The organism is Bradyrhizobium zhanjiangense (assembly GCF_004114935.1).
GTDB lineage: Bacteria > Pseudomonadota > Alphaproteobacteria > Rhizobiales > Xanthobacteraceae > Bradyrhizobium > Bradyrhizobium zhanjiangense.
Genome location: NZ_CP022221.1, coordinates 9308500 through 9320438, shown reverse-complemented (window position 1 = coordinate 9320438; position 11939 = coordinate 9308500). Strand labels below are relative to the sequence as shown.

Sequence of the window (11939 nt, the reverse complement as noted above, 5' to 3'; positions counted from 1 at the left end):
CCCTTTTAGGGCCTTACCCCTGTCGGCTCGTTTGCGCCTAGCAACTCGACCTGTCCCACGAGGCGTATATCGATCCGCGGCCCCGTGTTTCCCTCGACCCAGCCCCGAACTCGAATACGTCTATTTTCCAGGGACTTAAGGGTAATTCCGGCGCTTTCGAACGCCGGCAACGTGCGCTTTGAGATAGTCGCCGCAAAGCCGCGTGTCCAGTTCCGTCCGAAGTTGAGGTAGGTCATTGCCCCAGCTTGCCGGACCGACAGGACTTTGCCCTCGACCACCATAAAGCGCCCGATCCCCGCCAAAATATCGTCCGGACTTTCCGCGTTTTTTATGGCCGACGGGTCAGCCCAGCTGCCCTTTTTTTGACGCCGCGCCTCGGCCTCCCACGCCATCAGGGCGGCCGCGCAGTCCCTGTCCGCGATCTCGGCGGAGACGATGGCATCGCCCTCGGCGAGCAGCGTCGCCTGCACGGAGGCGTCGCTTTCGCCAACGAAGACCAGCGCGTTCTGGCGGCCGTAGCGGTCGGGCGTGTCGTCAGAGCTCCGCAGTGTCACGTCGCGGCCGGCGAGCAGCGAGGTCAGCGCCAGGTTCGTCGTCGCCGTCGGCTCGATGCCGGTGAGGCGGATCTCGCGGCCGTCGTCGAGGCGGACGCTGCGCGCATCGACGATCGCGGCGACACGGCCCTCGCCTTGGGATTCGAATTGGCATGGCGAGGCGGACGCGGCGTGACCCGCGAAGAGAAGAAATGCGACGATGAGGTGAAGCCGTTGCGCCACGTGACCCGGAGAGGTTGTGTTACGCTCCAGTTCTAACCCAAATGTAGCGAACGACGAAGGGCTGTCATAGGGTGGGCAAAGCGAAGCGTGCCCACGTCTTTGGCCAACCGCGCGGGCGGTGGGCACGGCGCGAAGAGCGCGCCTTTGCCCACCCTACGGCAGATCATGTGATGCTTCGCCATTGCCTCACACGCCGTCATTGCGAGGAGCGGAGCAATCCAGAGTCCCTCCGCTGAAAGATTCTGGATTGCTTCGCTGCGCTCGCAATGACGTGGAAACATTTCGCCGCACTCTACCATTCCGCTTTGCGGAAAACATGCGCGGCAATCATGCGCTTGTAACGGCACCTCGCGCTTGCTGCCCTCTCGCGCATGCGGCATGATTGCCGCCAATAGCGATAGCCAAGACCAATGGCCAAGAGCAATAACCAAGCCGCCATCAGAGCACGGCGCGATAAGGGAGGTCTTTTTCGATGAAGCATATTCTGTCGAGCATTTTTGCTGCCGCGTTTGCCCTGAGTGCGAGCGTCGTGCAGGCGGAGGACAAGCCACCGCTCAAGATCGGCGGCATCCTCGATATGTCGAGCCTCTACGCCGACATCACCGGCCCCGGCAGCGAGACCGCAGCCAAGATGGCTGTCGAGGACTTTGGCGGCGAGGTGCTGGGCCGCAAGATCCAGGTGCTGGCGGCCGACCATCTCAACAAGGCCGATCTCTCCGCCAACATCGCCCGCGACATGCTCGACAATCAGGGCGTCGAGATGATCTATGACGTCGCGGCTTCCGCGACCGCGCTCGCCGCCGGCGAGATCGCGAAAGCGCGCAACAAGATCATCGTCTTCAACGGTCCCGGCTCGATCCGCCTCAGCAACGAAGCCTGCGGTCCCTATACCGTGCATTATGTGTTCGACACGTTCGCCCAGGCCAACGTGACCGGGCTTGCAGCCGTGAAGTCGGGCCTCGATACCTGGTTCTTCCTCACCGCTGATTACGCCTTTGGCCAGGACCTCGAGAAGGACACCAGCAACGTCATCACCAAAACCGGTGGCAAGGTGCTCGGCAGTGTGCGTCATCCGCTCAACACCTCGGATTTCTCGTCGTTCCTGCTCCAGGCGCAGGCCTCGAAGGCCAAGGTGATTGGTCTTGCCAATGCCGGCGGCGACACTGTCAACGCCATCAAGCAGTCGGCGGAGTTCGGCATCATGAAGGGCGGCCAGAAGCTGTCGCCGCTGCTCGCCTTCGTCACCGACATCGACTCGATCGGGTTGGAGACCGCGCAGGGCCTGCTGCTGGCCGAAGCGTTCTACTGGGACATGAACGACGAGACGCGCGCCTTCTCGAAGCGCTTCCAGGAGCGCGTGAAGCGGCCACCGACCTCGGCACAGGCCGGCGTCTATTCCTCCGTGACGCATTATCTGAAGGCGGTGAAGGCGGTCGGCACGACCGACGCTGCTGCGGTGATGAAGGTGATGAAGGAGACGCCGATCAACGACTTCTTCGCTCATAACGGCAAGATCCGCGAGGACGGCCGCATGATTCACGACATGTACCTGTTCGAGGTGAAGAAGCCGTCGGAGTCCAAGGGCCGCTGGGACGACTACAAGCTGCTCGCCACCGTGCCCGGCAATGAGGCGTTCCAGTCGCTGGAGCAGTCGCGCTGCCCGCTGGTGAAGAAGTGACGGCGTGACGTAGTCACGACGTCATTGCGAGGAGCTCTTGCGACGAAGCAATCCAGACTGTCTCCGCGGAAACATTCCTGGATTGCTTCGCTTCGCTCGCAATGACGGTGTGGTGATAACTCGGCTAGACAACAACAAGGAAGGCGTCCCATGAACGACATGGTCCTGCAAAAGCTCGAAGGCGGGCTGCTCACCATCACCATGAACCGGCCGGAGCGCAAGAACGCGCTCAACCCGGACATGGTGCGCGGGCTGGTCGAGGCGGCGCGGCGCGCGGCCGACGATGCGGAAGTGCGCGCGGTGCTGTTCAAGGGCGCGGGCGGCAGCTTCTGTGTCGGCGGCGACGTCAAATCGATGGCGGAGGGTCGGGCGCCGCTGCCGTTCGAGCAGAAACTCGCAAACCTGCGCCGCGGCATGGAGGTCTCGCGCATCCTGCACCAGATGCCAAAGCCCGTCGTGGCGCAGCTCGACGGCGCGGCGGCCGGCGCCGGCCTGTCGATGGCGTTGTCCTGCGACCTGCGCATCGCCAGCGAGTCCTGCAAGATCACCACGGCCTTCGCCAAGGTCGGCTTCTCCGGCGACTACGGCGGGACCTATTTTCTGACGCAGCTGCTCGGCAGCGCGCGGGCGCGCGAGCTCTATCTGATCTCGCCGGTCCTCACCGCGAAGGAGGCGCATGCGATCGGCATGGTGACCAAGGTCGTGCCCGACGCCGAGATCGACGCCGCCGCGCACGAGCTTGCGCTGTCGCTGGCGCAGGGGCCATCGATCGCGCTCGGCTTCATCAAGCGCAACATCAACAATGCCGAGCATCTGGCACTGGAGGATTGCTTCGATGGCGAGGCGATCCATCACACCCGCTGCGGCGACACCGAGGACCACAAGGAGGCCGCCAAGGCCTTCGTCGAGAAGCGCAAGCCGACCTTCAAGGGCGCATGACGATGGCGCCCTATATCCGGCTGCGTCAGATCTGCCTGGTTGCGCCGCAGCTTGAGCCTGTCATCACGGATATGGCCAGGATCATGGGTCTCACCGTGTGCTATCGCGACGGCAATGTCGCGAAATACGGTCTGGAGAACCCGCTGCTGCCGGTCGACACGATCCTGCTGGAAGTCGTTGCGCCCTTCAAGGACGGCACCACGGCCGGCCGCTTCATCGAGAAGACCGGCGGCCGCGGCGGCTACATGGCGATCTTCTGCTGCGACGATCCGGACGAGCGCGGTCGCAACGCCAACGCGCTTGGCGTGCGCACGGCCAATGTCATCGACCATGCACCCTATCACGGCGTGCAGCTCCACCCCCGCGACTGTCGTGCCGCCTTCATCGAGTTCAACCACACCGAAGGCAGCGACGACAGTCTGGGCGCCTATCCACCCGCGGGACCCGATTGGCAAAAATTCATCCGCAAGGATGTGACGCAGGCGCTGACGGCCGTCGAGATGCAGAGCCCCGACCCGCAAGGGCTGGCGGAGCACTGGGGCAAGATCATCGGGGTTGCAGCTCGCGACGCCGAACTGAAGCTGCCCAACGCAACCTTCCGCTTCGTCAAGGGCACCAGCGAAATCATGAGCGCACTGGAATTTCGGGTGACTGATGCAGCACGTGTGCTGCATGCCGCGCGGGAGAAGGGGCATGCGGTTGCCGGCAACGAGTTCTTGTTAGGTGGGGTAACGTTCCGCGTCAGTTGATTATCTGCAAATGATCCGTCACCCTGAGGTGCTCGCCTCTTCGGCGAGCGTCGAAGGGCGACGGCCACTGGCGGGGCCGCACATCCTTCGAGGCTCCCCGCACGGCGCTGCGCACCGCGCGGCTCGCACCTCAGGATGACGGGTAGGGTGGGGCAAGAATAAGGGGGATCACGCCATGCCGCATCCGCTCGACAGCTTCTTCGCGCCCGCCAGCATCGCACTGATCGGGGCCTCGCGCGATCACGAGAAGATTCCGGGGCGGCTGCTGTCGATGCTGCGCAAGAACGATTATCCCGGCAAGATCTATCCGGTGAACCCGAACTATGCCGACATCGACGGGCTCGCCTGTTACACATCGATCGCCGAGATCGGCGCGCCGATCGATCTCGCCGTCATCGTCATCCCGGCGCGCGCGGTGCTGCCTGCGCTCGAGCAATGCGCCGTCGCCGGCGTCAAGAACGCCGTCATCATCTCCTCCGGCTTCGCGGAGGAGGGCGGCGACAGCGCCGCGATGCAAGATGCGATCGCGGCGCTGGCGAGGCGCACCGGCATGCGGATCTCCGGGCCCAACGCCGAGGGATTTTTCAGCCAGGTGCAGCGCGTGGCGGCCACCTTCAGTCCCGCGGTGGACGTCAAGCCGGGTGTGGTGCCGCTGGTCGCGACGCAAAAGCGGATCGGCATCGTCGCGCAGAGCGGCGGCATCGGCTTTGCCTACTACCATCGCGCGCGGGCGATCGGCATCGCCGTGAGCTACGTCGTCAGCGCCGGCAACGAATCCGATCTCGGCGCCGGCGAGTTCCTGGATTATCTGGTGCGGGACACTTCGACCGACGTGATCCTGCTATTCATCGAAGGCATCCGCGACGTCGACAAGTTTCTGGCCGCCGCGCGGCGCGCCGCCGAGGCGAGGAAGCCCGTCGTCGTGACAAAAGTCGGCCGCTCCGGCGCCGGCCAGCGCGCGGCGGCCTCGCACACGGCGAGCATGGCCGGCTGGTCGGCGGCCTATGACGCGGTGTTCGCGAAATACGGTTTTATCGTCTCCAACGATCTCGACGAAGCGTTGACGATCGCGGCGCTGCTCGCCAGCAATCCGCTGCCGAAGGGCGATCGCGTTGCCGTCGTCACCGTCTCCGGCGGCGCCGGCATCTGGGGCGCGGATGCCGTGGCACTGCAGGGCTTGCAGGTGCCGGAGCTGTCCGAAACGATCCAGGCGGGGATCCGAACGCTGATGCCGTCCTACGGCACCGCGCGCAACCCGATCGACGTCACCGCGCAAGGCGTGACCTCCGGCGGATTGCAAAAGAGCGTCGACCTGCTCACCGCCTCCGACGAGGTCGATGCGGTGCTGATCGTGCTGTCACTGTCGAGTGAGGTGCGCAAGCCGTTCGACGAGGCCGAGCTGACGCCGGTGCTGGCGGCGCAGAAGAAGCCGGTCGCGTTCTATTCCTACACGGTCCCCTCTGACTTCGCGCGGCGGGAGCTCGCGAAATCCGCTGTCGTGGTCCTCTCGGGTTTGACTCATGTCGGCGTCGCGATGCGGCGGCTCGTCGACTACGCGAAATTCAATCTGCCGAAATCGGCGGACCAGACGCGGTTGCCGGTGCGCGATCTCTCTGCGCATTTGAAGTCGCCAGCATTGTCCGAGGCCGACAGCAAGTCATTGCTCCGCGCCGCCGGCATCGCGCTGCCGGACGAAGTGCTGGTGACGGACAAGTCCGGGCTGGATGAAGCGGTCGCGCGCGTGGGCTTTCCGCTGGTGATGAAGACCCAGTCGCCCGACATCGCGCACAAGAGCGAAGTCGGCGGCGTGCGCGTCAACATCACCACCAAGGGCGAAGTGTTCTTGGCGTTCGAAGCGCTGCTGGACAATGCGCGCGAGCAGCGGCCGGACGCGGCGATCCAGGGTGTGCTGGTCGGTCCGATGGCGAAGAAGGGCGTCGAGATCATCGTGGGAACGATGACGGACCAGACATTTGGGCCGATGGTGATGGTCGGGCTCGGCGGCGTCACCACAGAACTGTTCCGCGATGTTGTCTATCGTCCGGCGCCTGTCGGTGCGGAAGAGGCCGGCGCGATGCTGGCGGGATTGAAGGCGGCGCCGCTGCTGAACGGTTTTCGCGGAGCGGCGAGGGCGGATGTCGCGGCGCTGGCGCGATTGATCGCGGATGTCTCAGTGCTCGCCGCACGGCATGCGCGGGCGATTGCGGAGATCGAGCTCAACCCGGTGCTGGTGCACCCGGAGGGGCAGGGTGTGACGATCGTCGATGCGCTGGTGGTGGGGCGGAGGTAGCGGGCCGCCGGGACGAAATTGGGGAGTGTAGGAGCATCAAACAACACTGGTCGTCCTGGACAAGCGAGCGCTGATCCAGGACCCATTACCCCATGGGTAGTTTGGCGAAGACTCGTTGTTACCAGCTTCGCGCCGCAACTTCTCCCCTGGGGTAATGGGTCCTGGCTTTCGCCAGGACGACAGCGAAGGGTGTGGCAGCGCCGCGGCGCGGCAGCAATCACCTTCCCTTAAAATTGGCCACGCGCCGCTCCTCCGTGGCCTTCACACCCTCCTTGAAGTCTTCCGTCGCACGCAGCCGGGTCTGCTCGGCGAGCTCGTGGTTGGTCGCGGCCATCACGCGGTCGGCGAGGCCGGCGCGCATCGTGGCGCGGGTGGAGAGCAGGCCGAGCGGGGAGCATTCGGCGATCTCGCCGGCGAGCTTCATCGCGGCTGATTTCACCTGGTCCTGCGGCACCAGCTCGTTGGCGAGGCCCCACTTCACCGCTTCTTCGCCGGTGACGCGGCGGCTGGTGTAGAACATCAGCTCGGCGTTGTTCTTGCCGATCAGGTCGGGCAGCGTCACGGTCAGGCCGAAGCCGGGATGGAAGCCGAGCTTGGTGAAATTCGCGGAGAAGCGGGCTTCGGGGCAGGTGACGCGAAAGTCCGCGGATACCGCGAGACCGAGGCCGCCGCCGATGGCGGCGCCCTGCACGGCGGCGACGATCGGCTTCTTGGCGCGGAAGATGCGCACGGCCTGAATGTAGAGATGGTTGATCGGCCCGAGACTGTCGGCCGGATCGCCCTTGGCGGTCTTCTCAGCCTCGCGCGCTTCCTGCGCCTGCCGCGCCGGATCCTGGAAATTGGCGCCAGCGCAAAATGCCTTGCCCTGCGCCGACAGAACCGAGGCGCGGATCTCGATGTCGCGGTCGAACTCGTCGAGCGCATCCGCGATCTGGTTGATCAGCGAGATGTCGAAGAAATTGAGCGGCGGCCTGCGGATCTCGATGGTGCCGACGTGTCCGACCTTCTCGACGCCGATATCTTTGTACGTGGTCATTTAGTGCCTCCAGTATCTCAGTAGCGAAGAACCACCTCTCCCATAGGGAGAGGTCGGCGGAGCGTGTGGCCGGAAGTTCGCTCTCATCAGAATCATCGCAAACCAAGTCCGCGGGCGATGATGCCGCGCAGCACCTCGGTGGTACCGCCCTGGATGGTGAGTTTGGGTGCGGTCTTGATGGCGAAGTCGAGCTGGTGCTCCAGCGTCTCGCGGTTGGTCGCGGTCTCCTCGACGAAGGCGGCGAGATCGCGCACGCGGTGCGGCAGCTGCTGCTCCCAGACCGTGCCGATGTCCTTGACGATCGACGCCTCCACCACCGGCTCCTTGCCGGCCTGCAGCATGCCGGCAACCGAGACCGACATGCGCCGCATGGTGTGGAGCTGCGCGACCAGGCGCCCGATGCCTTCGGCGCTGCGCGTATCGGGATTGGGCCCGACTGCGCGCACCAGCTCGGTCAGCACGTAATAGGTTTCGAGGAAACGCTCCGGGCCCGAGCGCTCATAGGCGAGCTCGCTCGTCGCCTGCTTCCAGGCGCCATCGACCTCGCCGAGCACGTGGTCGTCGGGGATGAAGTGATCGGTGAAGACGACCTCGTTGAACTCATACTGGCCGGTGATCTGGCCGATCGGGTTCACCTTGATGCCCGGTTGCTTCATCTTGACCAGGAACTGGGTCAGGCCGTGACGGCGGTTTTCCTTGGTCGGCGGCGAGGTCCGGAAGATCGCGATCATGTAGTCGGCGATGTGTGCCGACGAGGTCCAGATCTTGGTGCCGTTGATGAGATAGCCGCCGTCGGTCTTGGTCGCGCGCGTCTTCGCCGCGAACAGGTCCGAGCCCGAGTTCGGCTCGCTCATGCCGATGGCAAAGCAGATCTCGCCGCGGCAGATGCGCGGCAGGATGTCCATCTTGATGTGCTCGGGCGCGTATTTCAGGAGCACCGGCCCGCTCTGGCGGTCCGCGACGAAGAAGCGCCGCGTCGGCGCGTTGGCGACGCGCATCTCCTCGGTCACGACATAACGCTCGAGGAAGGAGCGCTCCTGGCCGCCATACTTTTTGGGCCAGGTCATGCCGAGCCAGCCCTTGGCGCCGACTCGGCGGGAGAATTCCGGCGCGTCGGTGTCTTCGCGGTTGGGCTTGTGCGGATCGAAAGTGCCGGCGGCGATTTCCTCGGCGAGGAAGGCGCGGACTTCCTTGCGCAATTGCTCGCATTTTTCCGGCAGGCGGATCGGATCGAAACGGAGGGCAGCAGTCATTGTGGTCGTCCCCTGATCAGCGCGAAGCCACGAGCGGCCACAATTCATCGGCGCCGCGGCTTGCAACGAGCTTGCCGAGCTCGACGGCCCAGTGGCTTTCCGAGCCGAAATCGTCGCGCCAGGCCAGTGCCCGCAGCGAATAGCGGTGCAGGATGTGCTCCATGGTGAAGCCGATCGCGCCGTGAACCTGGTGGGCGATGCCGCCGCCTTTCTCTGCTGCTTCCGCGCAGCGGATTTTTGCGGAGGCGGCTTCGAGATAGACCTCGTTGTCGAACGCCTTGGCGTTCGCAATCGCATCGGCCGCAGACGTCGCGGCCGCAAGCGCTGCGGCGGATTCACCGGCGAGGCGTGCGAGATTGTGCTGCACCGCCTGGAATTTCGAGATCTTCTTCTCGAAGGCGACGCGCTCGTTGGAATAGCGCACGGAGATATCGAGCATGGATTCCAGCGCGCCGGCGATCTGGAGGCTGCGCGCGACGCCGCCCATCAGCATCAAGGTGGTCTGATCGAAACCTTTCGGCGCGGGCTTGAGGGTGACGGGCTGAACCTTGTCGAGCGTCACGGTGTCGCTGTGGTCGTAGCCGACGTTGAGCCCGGCTTCGATCCGCGCCTTGGCCGCATCGATCAGCGCGATGGAAATGCCGTCCTTGCCGTGCGCCAGCACCGCAAAATGCTTCGCCGCCTTGGCAAAGGGCACGCCGCGGGCGCGGCCGGAGAGCGCGCCGTCGGCGTCGAGCGTGATGCGATCCTTTGGCGAAGCCGGCAGCACCGTCATCTCGCCCGCGGGCGATGCGATCTTGGCTTGCGCCAGCAGCCAGCCCGCGAGCATGGTCTCGGCCAGGGGGACGGCGACTGCGAAACGGCCGGCAGCGTTCAGAAGGGCAAAACCGTCGGCAAGGCTGGCGCCGGAGCCGCCGAGATCGTCAGGCACCCACGATAGCGGCAGGCCGGCATCGCTCAGCGCCTGCCACAGCGGTGCCTGCCACGAATTCTTCTTGTCGTTGTTGATGGTTTGCGGATCGGCGAGATCAGCGAAGATTTTTTCCGCGGTCTCGACGACGATATTGTCACTCTCCGCCACAGCGTTCCCCGTGTTTTGCCATTGGCGCGTCCGCCCCGGTGGGGGTGGCGCGCAGGTTCTTCTTGCGCCCGATGATCGGAAAAAGCCATGGCCCTGACAAGCGTTGATCGCAGGTCAACCTGCGGCGCAGGCATGGGCGCAAGGACCAATAGGCGGCTAATTCCGCTTAGCGGAGTTTGCTCGATTTGCAGGGCGCGGCAAACTCGCTAAACAAGGCGCCGACGTCAGAGACAGGGGAAGGAAACCAGGATGGCCAAGGATAGTTTGTGCGCAATCGTGACGGGATCGGCATCCGGCCTTGGTGCCGCGACCGCGGAAATTCTCGCACGCAGCGGGGCCCGGCTCGTCATCAACTATTCCTCGAGCCAGAAGGAAGCCGAGGCCACGGCTGACCTCTGCCGCAAGGCCGGCGCCGCGGAAGTTCTGGTCGCGCAGGGCGACGTCTCGAAGGATGATGATTGCCGCAAGATCGTCGCGGCGGCGGCCGGTTGGGGCCGGCTCGACGTGCTCGTCAACAATGCCGGCACCACCAAGCACGTTGCCCATGCCGATCTCGATGGCTTGTCGGCGGAAGATTTCCAGCGCCTCTACGGTGTCAACACCATCGGCCCCTTCCAGATGGTGCGCGCGGCGCGCAGTCTGCTCGAGGCCGGCGCCAAGGCCTCGGGGCGGCCCTCGGCGGTGGTCAATGTGTCGTCGGTCGCCGGCATCAGCGGCGTCGGCTCGTCGATCGCCTATGCCGCCAGCAAGGGCGCGCTCAACACCATGACGCTGTCGCTGTCGCGCGCGCTGGCGCCGCTGATCCGCGTCAACACGGTGTGCCCCGGCTATATCGACACGCCCTGGTTCACCAAGGGCCGCGGCGAGGCCGGGGCAAAGCAGGTGCGCGACAGCGTGGTCGCGAAGGTGCCGCTCAAGGTCGCCTCGAGCGCGGAAGACATCGCACAGCTCGTTTGCTTCCTGGCGATGCCGGCGTCCAGCAACATGACGGGCGAGGTCGTGCGCATGGATGCGGGGATGCATTTGATTACGTGACGGTGGTGGACCCGTCGCGCTTTCTGTCTCGTCAAACACAGTCGTCGTCCCGGCGAAGGCCGGGACCCATAACCACAGGCCGTAGTTGTGGGGCGAGCAGGCAATTGCCAGTCTTCGCCAAACTGGATTCGGTGACTATGGGTCCCGGCCTTCGCCGGGACGACACCGAGTTTGTTGGTAGACAACGCCACAAAAGCGATGGCGGCCCTACCCCTTGATCACGCCGCTGGCGACCAGGCGGTGCCAGATGAACAACACCACCACTGCGCCGACCGTGGCCATGATGAAGCCGGCGCCCTGGTCGGGGCTGTAATGGCCGATGGCCTGACCGACGAAGGTCGCCAGAAACGCGCCGGCGATGCCGAGGATGGTGGTGAGGATGAAGCCGCTCGGATTGTTCGGCCCCGGCGCGAGCCAGCGCGCGATGAGGCCGGCGACGAAGCCGACGAGGATGATCCACAACAGGCCGCCCATGCTCATGACAGTGCTCCCCTCCCTTTGACGACAATCAGATGCGACCCGAGAGCTCGTTCTCGGTCGGCAATCTTCCGTCCGGCGTCAAATGATCGATCACCTGCGGCAGATACTGGCTGAGGCCGGACAGCAGCTCCTCGCGTGATAGGCCGCTCTGGGCGGACAGGCTGTCGATCTGGTCGGCGCCGAGCGCGCTGGCGAGATCGCCCGGCGCGATCGGCTTGTTTTCGCCCTTGCCGACCCAGGAATTCGCGGTGTCGCCGTGTCCGCTCTGCTGGAGCTGGTTGAGGAGATCGCCGAGCCCGCCGCTGAGCACGGTGCCGGCCGCGCCGCCCGCGAGCAGGCCGCCGAGGCCGCCCTTGAGCAAATCGCTGAGGCCACCGCCCGCGCCGGCGTTGACCGGCGGCGGCGCAGGCGTCGGCGACGGTTGCGGCGCCGTGCCGGATTGGTTTGCGGTCAAATGCTTGAACGCCTTCCAGGCGAGCAGACCGAGCAGCGCCATGGTCATCGGCGACATGCCGCCGGAGGATTTTTCGGAGCTGGGCGCGCTGGGCCCGCGCGGGCCGTTCTGCATGCCGTTGAGGACGTCGAGTAGACCCATGGTGCTCTCCTTTGGCGTCTCGTTCGG

11 protein-coding genes are annotated in these 11939 nt (G+C 65.0%); 5 read left to right on the top strand and 6 right to left on the bottom strand.

From position 1 onward, the window contains the following. Positions 1-5: 5 nt before the first annotated feature. Positions 6-776, bottom strand: coding sequence for a thermonuclease family protein (locus tag XH85_RS44575; RefSeq protein ID WP_245473877.1), 771 nt, complete (start codon positions 774-776; stop codon positions 6-8). Positions 777-1248: 472 nt separating this feature from the next. On the opposite strand from XH85_RS44575, the gene XH85_RS44570 reads away from it, so the two are divergent. From XH85_RS44570 to XH85_RS44555, 4 genes are all read left to right on the top strand, one after another. Beyond that, positions 1249-2454: an ABC transporter substrate-binding protein gene (locus XH85_RS44570; protein ID WP_128937024.1), complete on the top strand. Its 1206-nt coding sequence runs from the start codon at positions 1249-1251 to the stop codon at positions 2452-2454. Between the two features lie 150 nt (positions 2455-2604). Beyond that, on the top strand, positions 2605-3393 hold the full coding sequence (locus tag XH85_RS44565; protein WP_128937023.1) for an enoyl-CoA hydratase: 789 nt from the start codon (positions 2605-2607) through the stop codon (positions 3391-3393). Positions 3394-3395: 2 nt separating this feature from the next. Continuing rightward, positions 3396-4142 carry a VOC family protein gene (locus tag XH85_RS44560; protein WP_164940903.1) on the top strand — a complete coding sequence of 249 codons (747 nt, stop codon included), beginning with the start codon at positions 3396-3398 and terminating at the stop codon, positions 4140-4142. 175 nt (positions 4143-4317) lie between these two features. Next, the gene (locus XH85_RS44555) at positions 4318-6432 is read left to right on the top strand and encodes an acetate--CoA ligase family protein (RefSeq protein WP_128937021.1); all 2115 of its coding nucleotides are present in this window, start codon (positions 4318-4320) and stop codon (positions 6430-6432) included. A 217-nt stretch (positions 6433-6649) separates the two neighbouring features. Here the strand turns inward: XH85_RS44555 and XH85_RS44550 are convergent, their stop codons facing one another. The 3 genes from XH85_RS44550 to XH85_RS44540 all read right to left on the bottom strand — a co-directional run bounded on the left by XH85_RS44550 (position 6650) and on the right by XH85_RS44540 (position 9802). Then, a complete protein-coding gene (locus XH85_RS44550) occupies positions 6650-7468 on the bottom strand; it encodes an enoyl-CoA hydratase/isomerase family protein (protein WP_128937020.1) in 819 nt (272 codons plus the stop codon). Between the two features lie 92 nt (positions 7469-7560). Next, positions 7561-8721 carry an acyl-CoA dehydrogenase family protein gene (locus tag XH85_RS44545; RefSeq protein WP_128937019.1) on the bottom strand — a complete coding sequence of 387 codons (1161 nt, stop codon included), beginning with the start codon at positions 8719-8721 and terminating at the stop codon, positions 7561-7563. A 16-nt stretch (positions 8722-8737) separates the two neighbouring features. After that, entirely contained in the window at positions 8738-9802 is a 1065-nt protein-coding gene (locus XH85_RS44540) for an acyl-CoA dehydrogenase family protein (protein WP_128937018.1), read from the bottom strand. Between the two features lie 249 nt (positions 9803-10051). Between XH85_RS44540 and XH85_RS44535 the strand changes: the two genes are divergently transcribed. Further along, complete coding sequence (locus XH85_RS44535; protein WP_128937017.1) at positions 10052-10837, top strand: SDR family NAD(P)-dependent oxidoreductase; 786 nt, start codon at positions 10052-10054, stop codon at positions 10835-10837. Between the two features lie 207 nt (positions 10838-11044). Here the strand turns inward: XH85_RS44535 and XH85_RS44530 are convergent, their stop codons facing one another. After that, positions 11045-11317 (bottom strand): GlsB/YeaQ/YmgE family stress response membrane protein, encoded by a 273-nt coding sequence (locus tag XH85_RS44530; RefSeq protein ID WP_206732771.1) that lies wholly within the window; start codon positions 11315-11317, stop codon positions 11045-11047. A gap of 28 nt (positions 11318-11345) precedes the next feature. Beyond that, positions 11346-11912 (bottom strand): YidB family protein, encoded by a 567-nt coding sequence (locus XH85_RS44525; protein WP_128937016.1) that lies wholly within the window; start codon positions 11910-11912, stop codon positions 11346-11348. Positions 11913-11939 lie beyond the last annotated feature (27 nt).

What these genes read in the sequence shown, in the direction of transcription:
- XH85_RS44570 (WP_128937024.1), top strand. Translation starts at nt 1,249, where the DNA reads ATGAAGCATATTCTGTCGAGCATTTTTGCTGCCGCGTTTGCCCTGAGT.
- XH85_RS44565 (WP_128937023.1), top strand. Translation starts at nt 2,605, where the DNA reads ATGAACGACATGGTCCTGCAAAAGCTCGAAGGCGGGCTGCTCACCATC.
- XH85_RS44560 (WP_164940903.1), top strand. Translation starts at nt 3,396, where the DNA reads ATGGCGCCCTATATCCGGCTGCGTCAGATCTGCCTGGTTGCGCCGCAG.
- XH85_RS44555 (WP_128937021.1), top strand. Translation starts at nt 4,318, where the DNA reads ATGCCGCATCCGCTCGACAGCTTCTTCGCGCCCGCCAGCATCGCACTG.
- XH85_RS44550 (WP_128937020.1), bottom strand. Translation starts at nt 7,468, where the DNA reads ATGACCACGTACAAAGATATCGGCGTCGAGAAGGTCGGACACGTCGGC.
- XH85_RS44545 (WP_128937019.1), bottom strand. Translation starts at nt 8,721, where the DNA reads ATGACTGCTGCCCTCCGTTTCGATCCGATCCGCCTGCCGGAAAAATGC.
- XH85_RS44535 (WP_128937017.1), top strand. Translation starts at nt 10,052, where the DNA reads ATGGCCAAGGATAGTTTGTGCGCAATCGTGACGGGATCGGCATCCGGC.
- XH85_RS44530 (WP_206732771.1), bottom strand. Translation starts at nt 11,317, where the DNA reads ATGAGCATGGGCGGCCTGTTGTGGATCATCCTCGTCGGCTTCGTCGCC.
- XH85_RS44525 (WP_128937016.1), bottom strand. Translation starts at nt 11,912, where the DNA reads ATGGGTCTACTCGACGTCCTCAACGGCATGCAGAACGGCCCGCGCGGG.